Here is a 20557-nt window from a genome sequence, read left to right on the forward strand (position 1 = left end):
GCTTCCTGGAGGGCTAGCTGTCTAGGCTGGGAATCCCGATCGAAGCAAGTCAAGCCAACAGGAAGAAGCGAACTCAAAGTGCAGACACACGAGATCAGGAAGCGATTCCTCGATCATTTCGTGAAGGCGGGCCACACCGAGGTGCCGAGCGCATCGGTGATCCTCGACGACCCCAACCTGCTGTTCGTCAACGCCGGGATGGTCCAGTTCGTGCCGTTCTTCCTGGGCGCGCGCACCCCGCCTTACCCGACGGCCACCAGCATCCAGAAATGCATCCGCACTCCGGACATCGACGAGGTGGGTATCACCACCCGGCACAACACCTTTTTCCAGATGGCCGGCAACTTTTCGTTCGGCGACTACTTCAAGCGCGGCGCCATCGAATTGGCCTGGGCTCTGTTGACCGATCCCGTCGCCGACGGCGGATACGGGCTTGACCCGCAAAGGCTTTGGGCCACAGTGTTTCTCGACGACGACGAGGCCGCGGGTCTGTGGCGGGAGATCGCCGGCCTGCCGACCGAGCGGATCCAGCGCCGCGGCATGGCCGACAACTACTGGTCGATGGGCATCCCCGGTCCGTGCGGCCCGTCATCGGAGATCTACTACGACCGCGGCCCCGAGTTCGGACCCGAGGGCGGACCCGTCGTCAACGAGGACCGCTACCTCGAAATCTGGAACCTCGTTTTCATGCAGAACGAGCGGGGCGAGGGCACCAACAAGGAGGACTACGAGATCCGCGGGCCGTTGCCCCGTAAGAACATCGATACCGGCATGGGTGTGGAGCGCGTCGCGCTGGTGTTGCAGGGCGTGCACAACGTGTACGAGACCGACCTGCTGCGCCCGGTCATCGACCTGGTTGCCGCACGCGCGCCCCGCCCCTATGACGTCGGCAATCATGCCGACGACGTCCGTTATCGCATCATCGCCGACCACAGCCGCACCGCCGCGATCCTGATCGGCGACGGCGTCAGCCCCGGCAACGACGGTCGCGGATACGTGCTGCGCCGGCTGCTGCGCCGGGTCATCCGCTCGGCCAAGCTGCTCGGCATCGACGGGCCCGTCGTCGGTGAGCTAATGGCTACCGTGCGCGACGCGATGGGCCCGTCCTATCCCGAGCTGGTCGCCGACTTCGACCGCATCAACCGCATCGCCGTCGCGGAGGAGACCGCCTTCAACCGCACGCTGGTGTCGGGCTCCAAGCTGTTCGACGAGGTGATCGGCGCCACCCGGTCTTCCGGCGCCGCCGTGGTGTCCGGGTCGGACGCCTTCACGCTGCACGACACCTACGGCTTCCCGATCGAGCTCACCCTCGAGATGGCGGGCGAAGCCGGCCTGACGGTCGACGAGGCCGGCTTCCGTGAGCTGATGGCCGAGCAGCGCCGGCGCGCCAAGGCCGATGCCGCGGCGCGCAAGCACGCGCACGCCGACCTGTCCGCCTACCGTGAGCTGGTCGACGCCGGGCCCACCGAGTTCACCGGTTTTGACGAATTGACTTCCGAGGCAAGGATTTTGGGCATCTTCGTCGACGGCAAACGGGTGCCGGTGGTAGCGCATGCCGACACGCTCAACGCCGAGCGGGTGGAGTTGGTGCTGGACCGCACGCCGCTCTACGCCGAGTCGGGTGGACAGCTCGCCGACGTCGGCACCATCAGCGGGGTCGGCTCGGGCGGTAGCGCCCGCGCGGCCGTCACCGACGTGCAAAAGATCGCCAAAACCCTGCACGCGCATCGGGTTAACGTCGAGTCCGGGGAGTTCGTCGAGGGCGACACCGTGGTGGCCGCGGTGGACGCCGGCTGGCGCAAGGGTGCGACACAGGGGCACTCGGGCACCCACATGGTGCACGCCGCGCTGCGACAGGTGCTGGGGCCCAACGCTGTTCAGGCCGGATCGCTGAACCGGCCGGGCTACCTGCGATTCGACTTCAACTGGCAGGGCCCGCTATCAGAAGAGCAGCGCACCCAGATCGAAGAGGTGACCAACGAGGCCGTCCAGGCCGATTTCGAGGTGCACACCTTCACCGAACAGCTGGACAAGGCCAAGGCGATGGGCGCGATGGCGTTGTTCGGCGAGGCCTATCCCGACCAAGTGCGGGTGGTGGAGATCGGCGGGCCGTTCTCGCTGGAGCTGTGCGGAGGCACCCACGTGCACAACTCGGCGCAGATCGGTCCGGTGACCCTCCTCGGCGAGTCGTCGATCGGATCGGGGGTGCGCCGGGTCGAGGCCTACGTGGGGCTGGAGTCCTTCCGGCACCTGGCCAAGGAGCGCGCGCTGATGGCGGGGCTCGCGTCGTCGCTGAAGGTGCCGTCCGAGGAGGTGCCGGCCCGGGTGGCCAATTTGGTCGAGCGACTCAAGGCCGCCGAAAAGGAACTGGAACGTGCGCGGCAGGCCAACGCCCGGGCCGCGGCCACCAACGCGGCAGCCGGCGCCGAGCGCATCGGTAACGTCCGTGTGGTGGCGCAGCGGATGTCGGGCGGGACGACGGCGGCCGACCTTCGTTCCCTGGTCGGTGACATCCGCGGGAAGCTGGGCAGCGATCCCGCGGTGGTAGCGCTGATCTCAGCGGGCTCCGGGGATGAAGGCTCGAGCGTCCCCTACGCGGTCGGGGTAAACCAGGCCGCCCAGGACCTTGGGCTGCACGCCAACGAGCTGATCAAACAGCTGGCGCTGGCCGTCGAGGGTCGCGGCGGCGGTAAAGCCGATCTGGCGCAGGGTTCGGGCAAGAACCCGGCCGGCATCGATGCCGCCCTGGACGCGGTGCGCGCAGAGATAGCGCGGGTCGGCTGAGTGGGTTCCTCACAGCACCGGCTGCCTGACCAACCCGGGGACCTCGACCCCGGCCGTGGCCGCCGCCTCGGCATCGACGTGGGCAGCGTGCGCATCGGCGTGGCATCCAGCGACCCCGACGGCATCCTGGCCACCCCGGTGGAGACGGTGCGTCGTGACCGCTCCGGCAAGCACCTGCGCCGCCTGGCCGCGCTGACCGCCGAGTTGGAGGCCGTCGAGGTGGTCGTCGGACTGCCGCGCACGCTGGCGGATCGCACGGGTGCTTCCGCCCAGGACGCGATCGACCTGGCCGGCAGACTGGGCGAAGTACTGGCCCGTCGAGTCCCGCCCGTCCCGGTGCGGCTGGCCGACGAGCGGCTGACCACCGTCAGCGCGCAGCGGTCGCTGCGGGCGGCGGGGATGCGGACCAAAGAACAGCGTGCGGTGATCGACCAGGCGGCGGCGGTGGCGATCCTGCAGAGCTGGCTGGATCAGCGCCGTGCCCGTGCCGGTTCCGGGGCCGGCGAGGGCACGGATGGTTGACAGCGTGCGCGACGAGCGCGCCAAGCCCGAGGCGGTTGGGCCGCCTCGGCATCGGCGGACGCGCGTCGAGCGGATCCGGGCGGAGCGCGGTCGGCGCAAGCGGCGCATAGCCAGCGGCTTCGCACTCACCCTGCTGGTCGTCGTCGTCCTGGCCGCCGTCGTCGTCGGTGCCAAGCTGTGGCACCGCATGACAGGCTCGGGGGACGACTTCACCGGTTCGGGCAAGCGCGACATCGTCATCCAGGTGCAGGACGGCGACTCCACCACCAAGGTCGGGGAGACGCTGCACGGCCAGGGCGTGGTCGCCACCGTCCGGGCATTCGTCGAGGCCGCGCACGGCAACGCCGCGATCTCGTCGATCCAGCCCGGTTTCTACCGGATGCGAACCGAGATCCCGGCGTCGGACGCCGTCGCGCGGCTGGTCGACCCGAAAAACCGGGTGGGCAAGCTGGTCATCCCCGAGGGGCGTCAGCTCGACGACACCACCGACGTGAAGACCAACGCGGTCAACCCCGGGATCCTCACGTTGATCTCGCGCGCCACCTGCGTGGATCTCGACGGCACCCAGCGCTGCGTCTCTGTGGAGGACCTGCGCAAAGCCGCAGGTACCGTCCCCCCGGCGAGCTTGTCCGTTCCGGCCTGGGCGCAGGAGCCGGTGACCGAGCTGGGCAGCGACCATCGCCGCATCGAGGGCCTCATCGCGCCGGGGACCTTCAACGTCGATCCTTCGGCCTCGGCGCAGACCATCCTGTCGAATCTGATCAACGCCGGCGCCGTGGAGTACCTGAAGTCCGGTCTGGTCGACACAGCCCAGTCACTTGGCCTGTCGCCCTACGACATCCTCGTGGTGGCATCCCTGGTCCAGCAGGAAGCCAACGTCCAGGATTTCCCCAAGGTGGCTCAGGTCATCTACAACCGTCTGCACATACACCACACGCTGGAGTTCGACTCGACGGTGAACTATCCGCTGGACCGCCGCGAGGTGGCCACCACCGACGCCGACCGTGCTCAGCGGACGCCGTGGAACACCTACGTGTCCCAAGGGCTGCCGGCCACCGCGATCTGTTCGCCGGGGGTGGATGCGCTACATGCGGCCGAGCATCCCGAGCCGGGGGACTGGCTGTATTTCGTCACCATCGACAAGCAGGGGACGACGCTGTTCACCAGCGACTACAAGCAGCATCTGGCGAATATCGAGCTGGCCAAGCACAACGGTGTCCTCGACAGCACGCCGCGCTAGAAACGCGCGCATGAAAGCCGGGGTACTCGGCTCGCCGATCGCGCATTCAAAGTCTCCGCAGCTGCACCTGGCCGCCTACCGCGCGCTGGGCCTGGACGACTGGACCTACGACCGCATCGAATGCACCGCCGAGCAACTGCCCGGCCTGGTCGGAGGGTTCGGGCCCGAATGGGTCGGAGTGTCGGTGACCATGCCGGGCAAGTTCGCCGCACTGCGCGTCGCCGACGAGCGCACGACACGTGCGCAGCAGGTCGGATCGGCCAATACCCTTGTCCGCACCGCGCGCGGCTGGCGCGCCGACAACACCGACATCGACGGCGTGGCCGGGGCGATCGGACCGACAACCGGACGCGGCGTGGTGTGTGGTTCCGGTGGCACCGCGCCGGCCGCCGTGGTCGGGCTCGCCGAATCCGGCGTCACCGGCATCACCGTCGTCGCGCGCAACCCGGACAAGGCCGCCCGGTTGGTGGACCTGGGCAACCGCGTCGGCGTGGAGACCCGGTTCTGCGGCCTGGACAGCGACGGGCTGGCCGACGAGATTGCCGCCGCACGGGTGCTGGTCAGCACGATTCCGGCTGACGTGGCGGCCCGCCATGCCGGCGCGCTGGTCGCGATCCCCGTGCTGCTGGATGCCGTCTACGACCCCTGGCCCACGCCGCTGGCCGCCGCGGTGGCCGCCGCGGGCGGCCGGGTGATCAGCGGCCTGCAGATGCTGCTGCATCAGGCGTTCGCGCAGGTGGAGCAATTCACCGGCTCGCCCGCGCCGCGAGAAGCGATGACTTGCGCCTTGGCGGAGCTGGATTAACCTGCCTCCATGCGGATCTGGATGGCCGCTGTGGTGACGGCCTGGCTCACCGTGTTGAGCTGCTATGACATCCGGCAGCGCCGGTTGCCCAACCTGCTGACGCTGCCCGGGGCCGCGGTGGTTCTGCTGGCCGCGACGATCGGCGGCCGCTGCCTGCCCGCGCTGTCCGGGGCGGTCGCGTTGACCGCGATCTACCTGGCGGTGCATGCGCTGGCGCCGGCGTCGATGGGCGCCGGCGACGTGAAGCTGGCGATCGGCCTCGGCGGCCTGGCCGGCTGTTTTGGTGTCGACGTGTGGTTTCTGGCGGCGCTGGCCGCGCCGCTACTCACGGCGCTCTGGGCCGTCGTCGCCCGGGCCGGCTCCGGTGCGGTGACCGTGCCGCATGGTCCGTCGATGTGCGTGGCCACCGCGACGGCCACGGCGCTGGCGGCGCTGGGCGCGCTGGGGTCGCCTAGCATATAACAGATCTGTTATAATTTTGGCATGCGTCACCGCGGTGGATATTTGATTCGCGAGGCACGCCGTCGCGCTGGTCTAACCCAGGCGGAGCTCGCCGCGCGGGCGGGAACAGCTCAACCCGCCGTCGCCCGCTGGGAATCCGGCTCCACCGCCGTCAGCCTCGACGACGTGGTTCGGCTGATCCGCTTGTGCGGGCTCGATCTGGAGCTCCACATGGTCCCCCGTGACGACAGCGACGTTGCCCAAGCCGCGCGCCTTGCCCACCTCTCCGGGCGAGAACGGCTGGATCGTCACGCGGACCTGGCACGGCAGCTCAGTGACCTGCGCGTGGCGGGCCGGCGGTGAGGTGACACCCGACCTGCCGCGATTGTTTGATGTGCTCAACCGCCATCGCGTGACCTACATACTGATCGGGGGGCTGGCCGCGATCTTCCATGGCTCACCATTCCCCACCGAAGACGCCGACATCACGCCCAAGGCCAGTCGCGCTAACCTAACCTGCCTGGCCGCCGCCCTGAACGAGCTCAACGCCCGCATACGGACCGAATCCGTCCCTGAAGGGCTGTCATTTACCTGCACTGCGGAGGGATTGGCCGCGGCGCAGACATGGAATCTCGTGACCGACGCAGGGGACCTCGACATCTCGTTTCAGCCGTCGGGCACACGCGGCTACGCAGACCTACACCGCGACGCCATATCGGCGGACATTTACGACGTGATCGTCCAAATTGCCGCGCTGAGCGACATAATCCGATCCAAACAGGCGGCGAATCGTCCCAAGGATCAACGAGTCTTGCCCACCCTCCGCGAAATTCTGGCGAATCGCGACGGCTGACGGCACGCGCCAGGGTCTTGGCCGGCGACATGGGAAGATAGTCGGGTGTTGCGCTGGATCACCGCCGGGGAATCTCATGGCCGCGCGCTGGTGGCCGTGGTCGACGGCATGGTCGCCGGCGTAGAGCTCACGTCCACCGAGATCGCCGACCAGTTGGCCCGTCGCCGGCTGGGCTACGGCCGTGGCGCGCGGATGAAGTTTGAGCGCGACGCGGTGACCGTGCTGTCCGGCGTGCGCCACGGGGTCACCCTGGGCGGCCCGATCGCGATCGAGATCGGCAACACCGAGTGGCCGAAGTGGGAAACCGTCATGGCCGCCGACCCCGTCGACCCGGCAGAGTTGGCCGACTCGGCACGCAACGAGCCGCTCACCCGGCCGCGACCGGGGCACGCCGACTACGCAGGCATGCTCAAGTACGGCTTCGACGACGCCCGGCCCGTGCTGGAACGCGCCAGCGCCCGCGAAACCGCTGCCCGCGTCGCGGCGGGGACTGTCGCGCGGGCTTTCCTGCGACAGGCGCTCGGCGTCGAGGTGCTCTCTCACGTCATCGCGATCGGCCCGTCGGCGCCGTACGACGGTCCGCCCCCCCGACCCGAAGACCTGCTCGCGATCGACGACAGCCCCGTCCGCGCGTTCGACACGACCGCCGAGCAGGCCATGATCGCCGAGATCGAGGCAGCCAAGAAGGACGGCGACACGCTTGGCGGTGTGGTCGAGGTGGTGGCGCTGGGCCTGCCGGTCGGGCTGGGATCGTTCACCAGCGGCGACAACCGACTCGACAGCCAGCTGGCCGCCGCGGTGATGGGCATCCAGGCGATCAAGGGCGTGGAGATCGGCGACGGCTTCGAAACCGCGCGGCGCCGCGGCAGCCGCGCCCACGACGAGATGTACCCGGGTCCCGACGGCGTCGTCCGCTCCACCAACCGGGCCGGTGGCCTGGAGGGTGGCATGACCAACGGCCAGCCGCTGCGCGTGCGCGCGGCGATGAAGCCGATCTCCACCGTGCCGCGTGCGTTGGCGACCGTCGACATGGCAACCGGCGACGAGGCCGTCGCCATCCATCAGCGGTCCGACGTGTGTGCGGTGCCGGCGGCCGGGGTCGTGGTCGAGACGATGGTTGCGCTGGTGTTGGCGCGCGCGGTGCTGGAGAAGTTCGGCGGCGACTCACTCACCGAGACCCGGCGCAACATCGAGGCGTACCAGCGCGCTGTGGCCGACCGCGAAGCGCCCGCGACAAGAGCGTCGGGGTCCTAGCCATGGCGCCCAAAGCGGTACTCGTGGGATTGCCGGGCTCCGGAAAATCCACCATCGGGCGGCGGCTGGCCAAAGCGCTGGAGGTTGGCCTGCTCGACAGCGACGTGCTGATCGAGCAGCAGACGGGCCGCGCCATCGCCGACATCTTCACCACCGACGGGGAGACGGAATTCCGGCGCATCGAGGAGGACGTGGTGCGCAGGGCATTGGCCGAACACGACGGCGTGCTGTCGCTCGGTGGCGGCGCGGTGACCAGCCCGGGCGTGCGCGCGGCGCTGGCCGGACACACGGTCATCTACCTCGAGATCGGCGCTGCGGAGGGTGTGCGGCGCACCGGAGGCAACACCGTGCGGCCGCTGCTGGCCGGCCCCGACCGCGCGGAGAAATACCGCGACCTGATGGCCAAACGGATTCCGCTGTACCGGCGCGTCTCGACCATGCGCGTCGACACCAACCGCCGCAACCCCGGGGCCGTCGTTCGCTACATCGTGTCGCGGTTGCAGGCCACCTCACCAACCGGGGCGGCCACATGAGCAACGAGCCGGTCACCGTGCAGGTGGCCGTCGACCCGCCGTACCCGGTGGTGATCGGTACCGGTCTACTCACCGAGCTGGAAGAACTGCTCGCCGACCGCCACAAAGTCGCCATCCTGCACCAGCCGGTGTTGGCCGAGACCGCCGAGGCGATTCGAAAGCACTTGGGCGACAAGGGCGTCGACGCGCACCGCATTGAAATCCCGGACGCCGAGGCGGGCAAGGACCTCCCGGTCGTGGGCTTCATCTGGAAGGTGCTGGGCCGCATCGGGATTGGTCGCAAAGACGCACTGGTCAGTCTTGGCGGCGGGGCCGCCACCGACGTCGCGGGTTTCGCCGCGGCCACCTGGCTGCGCGGCGTCTCGATCGTGCACGTGCCCACAACCCTGCTCGGCATGGTCGATGCCGCCGTCGGGGGCAAGACCGGCATCAACACCGAGGCCGGCAAGAACCTCGTCGGCGCCTTCCATCAACCGCTCGCGGTCCTGGTCGACCTGACGACACTGGAAACGTTGCCGCACAACGAAATCGTCGCCGGCATGGCCGAGGTGGTGAAAGCCGGATTCATCGCCGACCCGGTGATCCTGGACCTCATCGAAGCCGACCCGCAGGCCGCGCTGGACCCGAAGGGCGATGTGCTGCCGGAGCTGATCCATCGGGCGATCGTCGTCAAGGCCGAGGTGGTCGCCGCCGACGAGAAGGAATCCGAGTTGCGTGAAATCCTCAACTACGGCCACACTTTGGCGCACGCGATCGAACGCCGGGAGCGCTACCAGTGGCGGCACGGTGCCGCGGTGTCGGTGGGCCTGGTGTTCGTCGCCGAGCTGGCCAGGCTTACCGGGCGGCTGGATGACGCAACCGCCGCGCGACACCGCAGCATCCTGGAGTCGCTGGGCCTGCCGGTGAGCTACGACGCCGATGCCCTGCCGGAGCTCTTGGAATACATGGCGGGGGACAAGAAGACGCGGGCCGGGGTGCTTCGCTTCGTGGTTCTCGACGGACTGGCTAAGCCGGGCCGGTTGGTGGGGCCCGACCCGGGGTTGCTGGTCAGTGCCTACGCGGGGTTGGTCAACTCATGACCGGCACGGTGCACGTCATCAACGGCCCCAACCTCGGCCGGCTGGGCCGCCGCGAACCCGACGTCTACGGCAGCACCACCTACGACGAGTTGACCGCCGCCGTCGAGCGGGAGGCCGCCGAAGTCGGCCTGAAAGTCGTTGTGCGGCAAAGCGATAGCGAATCTGAGCTGTTGGATTGGATACATCTGGCTGCCGACGCTGGTGAACCGGTGATCCTCAACGCCGGCGGTCTGACCCACACGTCGGTGGCGCTGCGCGATGCCTGCGCCGAACTGAGCGCCCCCCTGATTGAGGTGCACATCTCCAATGTGCATGCGCGCGAGGAGTTTCGGCGCCAGTCGTACCTGAGCCCGGTCGCGACAGGTGTGATCGTCGGGTTGGGCATCCAGGGCTACCTGCTCGCCCTGCGCTACCTGGCCGGGACGGCCGAGAGCTGATCGGGCGCGCGCCGGGCAGGCCGGGTGCGCGGGGGTGGCCGGGCGCGTTGGGTGGCGGGCCGGGCGCCGAGCGGGCCGGGCGCGCGTGGGGTGGCCGGGTGCGTTGGGTGGCGGGCCGGGCGCCGAGCGTGACGTGAGGGCGAGATTTTTGCCAAAATCGCGCCGCCAGTTCACGCTCGGCGACGGGCGGGTCTGGCGGCCGGGCGCGCGCCGGGCCGGGCGGCGCGGGCGGCGCGGGGTGGCCGGACGCACGACGCACGACGCCCGCCGGGCGCGCCGGGCCGAGAGCTAATCCTTTTTCGGGATGTCCGACTGGATGGTGCCCTGTTGGGTTTTGTCCGGGTCGTGCGTGCGGATGACCTCGGTCTTGTCCTCACTGGACGGCAGTTTGAACGATTCCGTCGGCGCATCGGTTTCGGTGGTGCGGATCACCTCGGTCGGTGCCTCGCGCTCCGTCGTGGCCGCCGCTTCGGTGGGTGCCTCGCGCTCGGCCTCCCGGTCAGCGACCGCGACGGCAGTGGGCGCCGCGGAGCGAGAGTGGGCCGGGGCTGTCTCCCCGGCCCTTTCCCCGGTCGCGGTGTCGTCATCGCGCACAGCGGCGAACACGTCGGTGTCATCCCGGTCACGGGAGCCGTCGTGCTGGGGGGCCTCGGGCGCACTGCGGTCAACCCGCCAATGGCCGAATGCCACGCCGATGATGCCTGGCACGAAGACGATCAACGCGGTGAACGCCGCGAACGTCGTCACCTCGTTGAGAAGACCCCCGGTGTAGAGGCCTTTGTAGAACAGCGAAATCAGCCAGGCCACCGCGCCGCTGATGAGTCCCGCTATCAGGCCAGCCAGCAGCCAGGTCATGGCCAGATCGGCGCGGCGGTCCGGATCCGGGTTCGCCTTGGCATCAGCGCGGCCGTCCATCACGCCCCAGACGATGACGCCGACGATGAAGAAAGTCAGCAGCACGATGCTGATCAACCCGGACTGCGTCTGCCACGCGTTGATCATCGCGCCCTGGATCAGGCGAAGCACAACCATCGCTGCGGCGAACACCAATCCGCGCATCATCCACTTGTTCATGGAGCAAAAGCGTAGCGAGTACCGTCAAGAGTCGTGACACATTCCCAGCGTCGAGACAATTTGAAAGCACAAATTCGCGCCGCGGGACTCGATGCGATGCTGGTCACGGACCTGATCAACGTGCGATATCTGTCCGGATTCACCGGCTCAAACGGCGCGTTGCTGGTTTTCGCCGACGACCGTGAGGCCGTGCTGGCTACCGACGGCCGCTACCGCACGCAGGCCGCGCAGCAAGCGCCCGGGCTCGAAGTGGCTATCGACCGCGCCGTCGGGCGCCACCTGGCCGGTCGGGCGGCCGACGACGGTGTGCGCACGCTGGGTTTCGAGAGCAACGTGGTCACCGTCGACGGCTTCGACGCGCTGACCAGCGAGTTGTCCGAGCGGGACGCCGGACCCACCGAGCTGGTGCGGGCCGCCGGGACCGTGGAGGCGTTGCGCGAGGTTAAGGACGCAGGCGAGCTGGCGCTGCTGCGGCTGGCCTGCGAGGCCGCCGACGCGGCGCTCGCCGATCTCGCGGAACGCGGGGGTCTGCGGCCCGGGCGGACCGAACGCGAGGTGGCCCGCGAGCTGGAAAACCTGATGCTCGACCACGGTGCCGATACGATCTCGTTCGAGACGATCGTGGCCGCCGGCCCGAATTCGGCTATTCCGCATCACCGGCCCACCGACGCGGTGCTGGCCGCGGGCGATTTCGTGAAGATCGACTTCGGCGCGCTGGTCGCCGGATACCACTCCGACATGACCCGCACGTTCGTGCTGGGCCCCGCCGCCGATTGGCAGTTGGAGATCTATCAGCTGGTCGCTGAGGCGCAAAAGGCGGGTCGGGAGGCTTTGGTGCCGGGCACCAACCTGTGCGACGTCGACGGCGCGGCCCGCCAGCTGATCGCCGAGGCCGGCTACGGCGAGCAGTTCGGTCATGGTCTGGGACACGGCGTCGGCCTTCAGATACACGAAGCGCCAGGCATCGGGGCGACGTCCGCCGGTACACTACTGGCGGGCTCCGTGGTGACTGTGGAGCCCGGCGTCTATCTACCCGGCCGTGGTGGTGTGCGCATCGAGGACACATTGGTAGTGGCCTCTGGAGCAACCCCAGCAGCCTCAGAAAGTGCCGGGCAGAGCCCGGAATTATTGACCCGGTTCCCCAAGGAACTGGCCATCCTGTAGGAGATCTAGCAGACCGTGGCGACCACCGCTGACTTCAAGAACGGACTTGTCCTGGCGATCGACGGCCAGTTGTGGACGATCACCGAGTTCCAGCACGTCAAACCCGGCAAGGGACCGGCCTTCGTGCGCACCAAGCTCAAGAACGTGCTCTCGGGCAAGGTCGTCGACAAGACCTACAACGCAGGGGTGAAGGTCGACACCGCCACCGTCGACCGCCGCGATACCACCTACCTGTACCGCGACGGATCGGACTTCGTGTTCATGGATAGCGAGGACTACGAGCAGCACCCGCTGCCGGAGTCCCTGGTCGGCGACGCCGCGCGGTTCCTGCTGGAGGGGCTGCCGGTGCAGGTGGCCTTCCACAACGGGTCGCCGCTGTACATCGAACTGCCGGTGACCGTCGAGCTCGAGGTCACCCACACCGAGCCGGGCCTGCAAGGTGACCGGTCCAGCGCGGGCACCAAACCCGCCACGGTGGAGACCGGCGCGCAGATCCAGGTGCCGCTGTTCATCAACACCGGCGACAAGCTGAAGGTGGATTCCCGCGACGGCAGCTACCTGGGCCGGGTTAACGCCTGACTATGCCGGATCGAAAAGCGGCGCCGAGCGGCAAACCGGCCAGGCCGGTTAAGGGACGTCATCAGGCCCGCAAGCGCGCGGTGGACCTGCTGTTTGAGGCCGAGGCCCGTGGCATGACCCCGGTCGAGGCCGTCGACACCCGCACCGCGCTGGCCGAGACGAAACCGGAGGTGGCACCGCTGCATCTCTACACGACCCTGGTCGCGCGGGGCGTGGGCGAGCACGCCGCCCACATCGACGACCTGATCACCTCGCACTTGCAGGGCTGGGCACTGGACCGGTTGCCCGCGGTGGACCGCGCCATTCTGCGGGTCGCGGTGTGGGAGTTGCTCTACGCCGATGACGTTCCGGCACCGGTCGCCGTCGACGAGGCCGTGGAGCTGGCCAAGGAGCTGTCCACCGACGACTCGCCGGGGTTCGTGAACGGCGTACTGGGCCAGGTCATGCTGGTGACCCCGCAGATCCGCGCGGCCGCGCAAGCGGTCCGAGAGGGCGCTTCATGACCCGGCTGGAGTTGCGGGTGGTGCTGGCCGCCTGGCTGGCTGGGACGGTGGTGTTCGGTGCCGTCGTCTGCGCCGCGTACGGGTGGACCATCGTCGCGTCGGTGCTGTCGATCTACGCGCTGGGGGTCGGCGCTTGGTTGTATCACTCGATCGAGCGCCTCATCCTGGCCCGCCGCATCAGCACCGTCCGCCAGGCGGCCAAACCGCTGCAGCCGTTGCTGCCGGTGATGGCCGCGATCATGGGCCTGACGCAGGCCGTGGTGCGCTCGCTGTCCGACGTCACCGATCTGCCCGCGCGCCGCTGGGACTTTCCGCAGCGCTCGGTGCTCAAGTGGGTGGAAAACCCGCTCGGCATGCGGAGCAATCGGCGGATCGTGGACAGCGAAGTCGACAGCGACGATCACCCAGGGCACTGAGCCCGCTGCGCGAAACGATTCCGCTACGCGGCACGGCGGGACAGAATCAACGTCAATTGGCGATGTTTTGGCAATGTCGAAGCCCGGCATCGCGCGACTTGCGCCAGGAGAACGGGGACGAGATGAACCGAAACAGTGCCCAACCGCGCCGACTTCGCGTTTCGGCGCTGGCGGCAGTGGCCAACCCGTCGTACACGCGCATCGACACGTGGAACCTGCTCGACGACGCATGCCGTCATCTCGCCGAGGTAGACCTCGCCGGCCTGGACAAAGCGCACGACGTCGCCCGGGTGAAGCGGCTGATGGACCGCATCGGCGCCTACGAGCGGTACTGGCTGTATCCGGGCGCCGCGAACCTGGCGACGTTCCGCGCCCACCTGGAGAGCCTGTCCACGGTGCGGCTCACCGAAGAGGTGTCGCTGGCCGTGCGCCTGCTCGGTGAATACGGCGACCGCGCAGGGCTTTTCGATACTGCGGCCCCACTGGGCGATCAGGAGTTGGTGGCTCAGGCCAAGCGGCAACAGTTCTATACGGTCCTGCTGGCCGACGATTCCCCGGCAACGGCCCCCGATTGTCTCGCCGAGAGCTTGCGCGCGCTGCGCGACCCGTCCGGTGACGTCCAATTCGAGATCCTGGTGGCCCCCAGCGTCGAGGACGCCATCACCGCGGTGGCGCTCAACGGCGAGATCCAGGCCGCGATCATCCGCCACGACCTGCCGCTGCGCTCGCGTGACCGAGTCCCGCTGATGAACACCCTGTTGGGGGCCGCGGACTCGGAGGAGGCGACGGTCGGTTCCGATCGCCCGCAGGACTGGATCGAATGCGGCGAATGGATCAGGGAGCTGCGGCCCCACATCGACCTGTATCTGCTCACCGACGAGTCGATCGCGGCGGGCTCCGACGACGAGCCGGACGTCTACGACCGCACGTTTTACCGTCTAAACGACGTCACCGATCTGCACAGCACGGTCGTCGCGGGCTTACGCAACCGCTTCGCCACCCCGTTCTTCGACGCGCTGCGCGCCTACGCGTCCGCACCGGTCGGCCAGTTTCACGCGCTGCCCGTCGCGCGCGGCGCCAGCATCTTCAACTCGAAGTCGCTACAGGACATGGGCGAGTTCTACGGCCGCAACATCTTCATGGCCGAGACCTCGACCACCAGCGGTGGGCTGGACTCGCTGCTTGACCCGCACGGCAACATCAAGGACGCGCAGGGCAAGGCCTCCCGCACGTGGCGTTCCGACCACACGTACTTCGTCACCAACGGCACGTCGACGGCCAACAAGATCGTCGTGCAATCGCTGACCCGGCCGGGCGACATCGTGCTGATCGACCGCAACTGCCACAAGTCGCACCACTACGGTCTGGTGTTGGCGGGGGCCTACCCGCTCTACCTGGACGCCTACCCGCTGCCGCAGTTCGCCATCTACGGCGCGGTGTCGCTGCAGACCATCAAACAGACGCTGCTGGACCTCGAGGCGGCCGGACAGCTGCACAAGGTGCGGATGCTGCTGTTGACCAACTGCACCTTCGATGGCGTCGTCTACAACCCGCGCCGGGTGTTGGAGGAGGTGCTGGCGATCAAGCCGGACATCTGCTTCCTGTGGGACGAGGCGTGGTACGCCTTCGCGACCGCGGTGCCGTGGGCCCGGCAACGCACCGCAATGGTTTCGGCCAAGCGGCTCGGGGAGACGCTGGCGACGCCGCAGTACGCCGCCGAATACCGGGAATGGGCCGCCTCGATCGAGGGAGTTCCGCGGTCGGAGTGGGTCAACCGCCGGCTGCTACCCGACCCGCAGCGGGCGCGGGTTCGCGTCTATTCGACGCATTCGACGCATAAGTCGCTGTCGGCCTTCCGGCAGGCGTCGATGATCCACGTCCGCGACCAGGACTTCAACTCACGCGCCCGGGACGCTTTCGGCGAGGCGTTTTTGACCCACACGTCGACGTCGCCGAACCAGCAATTGCTCGCCTCGCTGGACCTGGCGCGCCGTCAGGTGGACATCGAGGGGTTCGAGTTGGTACGCAAGACCTATGACATGGCGCTGGTTTTCCGGCACCGTGTCCGCAAGGACCGGCTGATCAGCAAATGGTTCCGCATCCTCGACGAGGCCGACCTGGTGCCCGAGGACTTCCGGGCGTCCCACGTCAGCTCCTACCGCGAGGTCAGGCAGGGCGCGCTGGAGGAATGGAACGAGGCGTGGCGCTCGGACCAGTTCGTGCTGGACCCGACGCGGGTCACCCTGTTCCTCGGTGAGACGGGGATGAATGGGTTCGACTTCCGGGAAAAGGTGCTGATGGATCGGTTTGGCATCCAGATCAACAAGACGTCGATCAACAGCGTGTTGTTGATCTTCACCATCGGCGTCACCTGGTCGAGCGTTCATTACCTGCTCGACGTGCTGCGCCGGGTCGCCACCGACCTCGACCGGGAGAAGGCGGCGGCCAGCGGGGCCGACTGGGCGCTGCATCATCGCCGCGTCGAGGAGATCACCGAGGATCTGCCGCACCTGCCCGACTTCAGCGAGTTCGACATCGCCTTCCGCCCCGATGAGGCCAGCCCGTTCGGCGACATGCGGTCGGCCTTCTACGCCGGTTACGAGGAATCGGACCGGGAGTATGTGCAGATCGGCAGTGCCGGCCGGCGGCTCGCCGAGGGAAAGAAACTGGTGTCGACGACGTTCGTGGTGCCCTATCCGCCGGGCTTTCCGGTCCTGGTCCCGGGTCAGGTGGTCTCCAAGGAGATCATCTATTTCCTGGCGCAGCTCGATGTCAAGGAGATCCACGGCTACAACCACGACCTCGGTTTGTCGGTGTTCACTCAGGAGGCGCTGGCGCGGTTGGAGGCCCAACGCAATGCGGCGATGGCCGCGGTGGGCGAAGCGGCGTCGACATTCGAAATCCCACCGGATGCGTCCAGCATCAACGGCGACAGCGCCGTACAGGTCGTTACCGAACGAGCGTAACGGTCGCTCCCCGCGATTGTTACGCTCCGAAATTCAGTGCGCGGTAGACGAAGTCGGTCAGCGCGTCGATGGCTTCGTCGTCACCGACCTGATATTCGCCGAACCGGCCTTGTGACATCTGCCAGTGCGATCCGAACCCGTCTAGCAACCCGGCGAACATCGCCAGTGTGAGCTCCGGGGGGGCGGGCAGCGTGCGGCCGGCCGCGGTGATGGGGTCGAGGTGGTCGCGTAGGTGGTTGATGTCCCGGTTCATCAGCTGCTGGATCTGGGCGCCGAATTCGGCGTTGACCAACGCTGCCTGCCGCAACGCGGTCAGCTCGACCCGGTTGCGCGTATAGAAGCGCCAGTACGCCGCGGCCACAGGCTTGGCCAAACTGCGCGGCGGTGCCGACACCGTTAGCGCGCTGCTTGGCGATTCAGACCCGCTGGTGCGCGCGGCAGCGCTCACGGCACTCGGCGAATTAGGTTGCAGCGAAAGTGATTTCACCGCAATCAAGCAGGCACTGCGGGCCTCCGCATGGCAGGTGCGCGAGGGTGCCGCCCGCGCGTTGTCCGCCGCTCCGACCGAGTTCGCGGTGTGTTGACGGATGCGCTCGCCGACGCGCATCTGGACGTGCGGAAGGCTGCCGTCCTGAGCCTGACCCGGTGGGCCGGCGAACCTGCCGCACACGTCGGTGTGCGCGATGCGCTGAGCCTGGCGCTCAAGGACAGCGACGCCGACGTGCGGGCCTACGCCCGTCGGGCACTCGAGCACGCTTAGTCAGGTCATCGAGCCTGCGGTCATGGCGCCGAGACTGCGTGCAGCGTCGATTTCGCGAAGGATTCGCGCCCTCAGCGCAGACTCGGCGAGCGGGGCCACCATGGCGAGGGCCCCAAGAGCGGGGGCCCAAGAGCGGGGCCACCATGGCGAGGGCCCCAAGAGCGGGCCCACGCTCACCGCAGGGGCTTGGCGTAGAGCAGGCTGTCGCCCGGCTCGGGTCCGATATTGGGATAGACGGCGCTTCGCGCCAGCCTGCCCTCCAATGCGAAACCGGCTCGCTGCAGCAGCTGGGCCGACCGCTCGTTGTCGACATGGCACGTGGCCCAGACGCGGTACGCGCCGCGGTCGGCCGTGAGCGCCGAAACCATGATGTCGAGCGCCTCGGACATCAAGCCCTTGCCCCACCACCGCCGGCCGATGCAGTAACCCACCTCGACGGAGTGCGGAACGGGCCGCCGGCAGCTGATCAGCCCGATGACGTCGCCGCTGTGCCGCAGCGTGATGGCCCAGGTCCGGGTGTCGTCGCCGGCGTTGAGTTTCTCGGTGATCACCCGTCGCGTCGCGGCCACGTCGGGGTGGGGTGTCCACAGCAGATACCGGGTGACCTCCGGGTCGCGGGCCACCCGTTGAAACAGCGCGCCGGCGTCATCGAGCACCGGGGGGCGCAGCACCAGCCGCGGCCCGGTGATGTGGTCTGGCGGGTACATCTACAGGCCCAGCCCGCGATAGGTCTGCCGGACGAACTTGGGTTGCGCCGTCCGCAGTTTGGCTTGTGACGTGTTGCCCGCGACCGCGGCGGCCGCGTCCGAGGAGAACGTGGGCATGTTCTGCACCAGGTACAGCAGGATCAGATCGGCGCTCGGGTCGGCCTGCCACCACGTCCCGTATGCGCCGGGCCAGCTGAACGTCCCGACCCCGCCGGGCCCGAACAGCTGCGCCGACTTCGCCGGATCGGTGACCACCGACAGGTTCAGCCCAAACCCGCGGCCCACCCACATCGGAGCCCCGAGGAAGGGGTGTCGCTTCTGCTCATCGGTCAGGTGGTCGGTGCGCATCAACCGCACCGACTCACTGGACAACACCCGCACGCCATCGACGCTCCCGTCTGATAGCAGCACCCGCACGAACCGCAGGTAGTCGTCCGCCGTCGACCACAATCCGCCTCCGGCGTTGCAGAACGACGGCGGCTTGACCTGCGGCGGGCCCATCACGTCGTGCCGCAGCTGGTCGCGCTCGTCGAGCCGATACATGGTGGCGGCGCGGCGCCGCGCTTCGGCGGAGACGAAGAATCCGGTGTCGGTCATCCCGGCCGGGCCCAGGATCCGTTCGTCGAGAACCTGGTAGAAGGGCTTGCCCTCGATACGGGAAATGATCACGCCCAGCAGGTCGATGGAGTGGCTGTAGGTCACCCGGTCGCCGGGCTGGTGCACCAGGGGCAGGGCGCTCAGCTCGGCCAGCCAGGTGGCCGAGCCCTGGCCGAACGGCAGGCGCAGATACGCCTTGGAGATGGGTCCGGACACGGAGAAGCCGTAGGCCAGACCGCTGGTGTGGGTGAGCAGGTCCTCGATCAAGATCGCCCGACGCGCGGGATGCGTGCGGTCCAGCGGGCCGTGCGGGTCGTCGAGCACCCGCGGGTCGGCCAGCTCGGGCACCCACCGCGCGATAGGGTCGCGCAGGGCCAACTTGCCCTCGTCGACCAGGCTCATCGCCACCGCCACCGTGACCGGCTTGGTCATCGAGGCAATGCGGAACAGCGTGTCCCGCTGCATCGGCAGCCCGGCATCGACGTCGCGGTGGCCAATCTCGTTGACTTGCACGATTTCCCCGCGTTGCCAGATCATCGTCACCGCACCCGAGAGCAGCCCGGCGTCGCAGACCGCGCGAATAGAAGCGTCATTGCCTTGCAGGCTCACCCGGACGAGGTTAGCCGCCGGTGTACGGCCCGGGGAGCCGAGCCGCGGCAACGGCGGCGGATAGCGCGACTCAACTGATTGCTGGTTGTTGTGCAAAACCTTTTTTGATGCGCCGTATGCGTGTTACTGTCGCGCTCTCCGGCTAATGCGATCTGGTGAACATGCTGCGAGGGCAGCGACATGCTCGAGACGGTATGCCGTTGCGCGTGATCCAGGGTGCGGGTTTGCAGTCACCAAGACCCGGAACCATGGGCGCGGGCGAGATTCGAGCCCCGGCCCATGTCGTACCACGAGGGTAGCGACTCGCTGCTCACTTCAACGGTTGGATCACTCAGCAAAGGCTGACAATGAATGGCTTGATGTCCCAAGCGCAAATCTCTCACCGATCTAACGCGCGTCGACCCTTGCTGCCGGGGTCTGTCGTGATCATGTTCGCGGCGGCGCTTTTCGCAATGGTCATAACCGGGTGTGGGCATAAGTCCTCAACCGCGACCTCCTCCAGCGCGTCCACCCCAGCAGCGTCGGGGACCTCGGCCTCGCCGGCCCCAACAGGCCCGTCGGATCCGAAGGCTCAGTCGCTGCTGCAGGCCGCCGCGAAGGCAACGGGTGACTTGCACGCTGTTCACGTTCAATTGACGGCAACGAATCTCCCCAAACTCCCGATGGTGAGTGTCAACGCCGACGTGACCAATAACCAGCCGGAGAGCGCCGGGGGTCAGGCCGTCGGCGACGCAAAGATCAGGCTGTCGGAGAAGGCCGACCCGACCGAAGAGCACTTCGAGGTGACCAACAAGACGATGTACACCAAGAAGGAAACCGGGGCCTACACGTCGGTGGGGCCAGCCGAGAAGATCTATGACCCGGGCATCATCCTGGACAAGGACAAGGGTCTGGGCGCGGTCGTCGCCAAGGTGCAGAGCGCTCAGATTGCCGGTAACGAGACGATTAACGGCGTTGCGTGCGTGAAGGTGACGGGGTCCATCGACAGCGCGGTCATCGACCCGGTGATCCCGAAGTTGGGTGACGGCGGCGGCGCGCTGCCGATCACGTTGTGGATCGCTGACACCACGGCGGGCTCCGCGACCCCGAACCTGGTTCAGTTCGTGGTCAACAAGGACCAGGGCAACGTCCAGGTCGTCCTGTCGAACTGGGGCAAGCCAATCACCATTCCCGCGATCACCGGGTAGCCGGCGCTCGGTCGACTAAGGATGGGAAACCGGCCCTGGCCCTGGGG

Annotated in this window: 21 protein-coding genes and 1 pseudogene; 18 read left to right on the forward strand and 4 right to left on the reverse strand. The window is 68.0% G+C overall.

What is annotated here, in order from left to right; all coding sequences use genetic code 11:
* Positions 1-78 precede the first annotated feature (78 nt).
* The 11 genes from alaS to aroQ are packed head-to-tail and all read left to right on the forward strand — an operon-like array spanning position 79 to position 9948.
* Complete coding sequence (alaS, locus tag JO236_RS05020; protein ID WP_293325607.1) at positions 79-2784, forward strand: alanine--tRNA ligase; 2706 nt, start codon at positions 79-81, stop codon at positions 2782-2784.
* A complete protein-coding gene (ruvX, locus tag JO236_RS05025) occupies positions 2785-3306 on the forward strand; it encodes a Holliday junction resolvase RuvX (RefSeq protein WP_293325609.1) in 522 nt (173 codons plus the stop codon).
* On the forward strand, positions 3299-4546 hold the full coding sequence (locus JO236_RS05030; protein WP_293325611.1) for an endolytic transglycosylase MltG: 1248 nt from the start codon (positions 3299-3301) through the stop codon (positions 4544-4546). The genes ruvX and JO236_RS05030 overlap by 8 nt, the downstream gene beginning before the upstream one ends.
* A 10-nt stretch (positions 4547-4556) precedes the next feature.
* Positions 4557-5351, forward strand: a complete 795-nt coding sequence (locus JO236_RS05035; RefSeq protein ID WP_293325613.1) for a shikimate dehydrogenase — start codon at positions 4557-4559, stop codon at positions 5349-5351.
* A 9-nt stretch (positions 5352-5360) separates the two neighbouring features.
* Complete coding sequence (locus JO236_RS05040; RefSeq protein ID WP_293325615.1) at positions 5361-5813, forward strand: A24 family peptidase; 453 nt, start codon at positions 5361-5363, stop codon at positions 5811-5813.
* Positions 5814-5834: 21 nt separating this feature from the next.
* Positions 5835-6155: a helix-turn-helix transcriptional regulator gene (locus JO236_RS05045; RefSeq protein WP_293325618.1), complete on the forward strand. Its 321-nt coding sequence runs from the start codon at positions 5835-5837 to the stop codon at positions 6153-6155.
* Position 6156: 1 nt separating this feature from the next.
* A complete protein-coding gene (locus tag JO236_RS05050) occupies positions 6157-6645 on the forward strand; it encodes a hypothetical protein (RefSeq protein ID WP_293325620.1) in 489 nt (162 codons plus the stop codon).
* Positions 6646-6690: 45 nt separating this feature from the next.
* Positions 6691-7899, forward strand: coding sequence for a chorismate synthase (gene aroC, locus JO236_RS05055; protein ID WP_293325622.1), 1209 nt, complete (start codon positions 6691-6693; stop codon positions 7897-7899).
* 2 nt (positions 7900-7901) lie between these two features.
* Entirely contained in the window at positions 7902-8432 is a 531-nt protein-coding gene (locus tag JO236_RS05060) for a shikimate kinase (protein WP_293325624.1), read from the forward strand.
* Positions 8429-9511, forward strand: coding sequence for a 3-dehydroquinate synthase (gene aroB / locus JO236_RS05065; RefSeq protein ID WP_293325625.1), 1083 nt, complete (start codon positions 8429-8431; stop codon positions 9509-9511). Before JO236_RS05060 ends, aroB begins: the two co-directional genes overlap by 4 nt.
* Positions 9508-9948: a type II 3-dehydroquinate dehydratase gene (gene aroQ / locus JO236_RS05070; RefSeq protein ID WP_293325626.1), complete on the forward strand. Its 441-nt coding sequence runs from the start codon at positions 9508-9510 to the stop codon at positions 9946-9948. Before aroB ends, aroQ begins: the two co-directional genes overlap by 4 nt.
* Before the next feature lie 288 nt (positions 9949-10236).
* Here aroQ and JO236_RS05075 read toward each other — a convergent pair whose 3' ends face one another.
* Positions 10237-11022, reverse strand: a complete 786-nt coding sequence (locus JO236_RS05075; RefSeq protein WP_293325629.1) for a B-4DMT family transporter — start codon at positions 11020-11022, stop codon at positions 10237-10239.
* Positions 11023-11055: 33 nt separating this feature from the next.
* Between JO236_RS05075 and JO236_RS05080 the strand changes: the two genes are divergently transcribed.
* The 5 genes from JO236_RS05080 (at position 11056) to JO236_RS05100 (ending at position 16650) form a co-directional block, all read left to right on the forward strand.
* Positions 11056-12186, forward strand: coding sequence for a M24 family metallopeptidase (locus JO236_RS05080; protein ID WP_293325632.1), 1131 nt, complete (start codon positions 11056-11058; stop codon positions 12184-12186).
* Positions 12187-12201: 15 nt separating this feature from the next.
* On the forward strand, positions 12202-12765 hold the full coding sequence (gene efp, locus JO236_RS05085; protein ID WP_293325634.1) for an elongation factor P: 564 nt from the start codon (positions 12202-12204) through the stop codon (positions 12763-12765).
* A 2-nt stretch (positions 12766-12767) separates the two neighbouring features.
* The gene (gene nusB, locus JO236_RS05090) at positions 12768-13268 is read left to right on the forward strand and encodes a transcription antitermination factor NusB (protein WP_293325636.1); all 501 of its coding nucleotides are present in this window, start codon (positions 12768-12770) and stop codon (positions 13266-13268) included.
* The gene (locus tag JO236_RS05095) at positions 13265-13684 is read left to right on the forward strand and encodes an antitermination protein NusB (RefSeq protein ID WP_293325638.1); all 420 of its coding nucleotides are present in this window, start codon (positions 13265-13267) and stop codon (positions 13682-13684) included. Before nusB ends, JO236_RS05095 begins: the two co-directional genes overlap by 4 nt.
* A 122-nt stretch (positions 13685-13806) precedes the next feature.
* Positions 13807-16650 (forward strand): aminotransferase class I/II-fold pyridoxal phosphate-dependent enzyme, encoded by a 2844-nt coding sequence (locus tag JO236_RS05100; RefSeq protein WP_293325639.1) that lies wholly within the window; start codon positions 13807-13809, stop codon positions 16648-16650.
* 19 nt (positions 16651-16669) lie between these two features.
* Here the strand turns inward: JO236_RS05100 and JO236_RS05105 are convergent, their stop codons facing one another.
* Positions 16670-17044 carry a hypothetical protein gene (locus JO236_RS05105; RefSeq protein WP_293325670.1) on the reverse strand — a complete coding sequence of 125 codons (375 nt, stop codon included), beginning with the start codon at positions 17042-17044 and terminating at the stop codon, positions 16670-16672.
* Between JO236_RS05105 and JO236_RS05110 the strand changes: the two are divergent.
* Positions 17001-17410: pseudogene (locus JO236_RS05110) on the forward strand (HEAT repeat domain-containing protein); the annotation flags it as partial. The gene JO236_RS05105 and the pseudogene JO236_RS05110 overlap by 44 nt on opposite strands.
* 173 nt (positions 17411-17583) lie before the next feature.
* Here JO236_RS05110 and JO236_RS05115 read toward each other — a convergent pair.
* Together JO236_RS05115 and JO236_RS05120 are read right to left on the reverse strand one after the other, a co-directional pair.
* The gene (locus JO236_RS05115; RefSeq protein ID WP_293325642.1) at positions 17584-18117 is read right to left on the reverse strand and encodes a GNAT family N-acetyltransferase; all 534 of its coding nucleotides are present in this window, start codon (positions 18115-18117) and stop codon (positions 17584-17586) included.
* Positions 18118-19323, reverse strand: coding sequence for a serine hydrolase domain-containing protein (locus JO236_RS05120; RefSeq protein WP_293325643.1), 1206 nt, complete (start codon positions 19321-19323; stop codon positions 18118-18120).
* A 347-nt stretch (positions 19324-19670) separates the two neighbouring features.
* Here JO236_RS05120 and JO236_RS05125 point away from each other — a divergent pair, with 347 nt between their 5' ends.
* Complete coding sequence (locus JO236_RS05125) at positions 19671-20510, forward strand: LppX_LprAFG lipoprotein (RefSeq protein ID WP_416362160.1); 840 nt, start codon at positions 19671-19673, stop codon at positions 20508-20510.
* Positions 20511-20557 lie beyond the last annotated feature (47 nt).

This window comes from Mycobacterium sp. (genome assembly GCF_019247635.1).
GTDB lineage: Bacteria > Actinomycetota > Actinomycetes > Mycobacteriales > Mycobacteriaceae > Mycobacterium.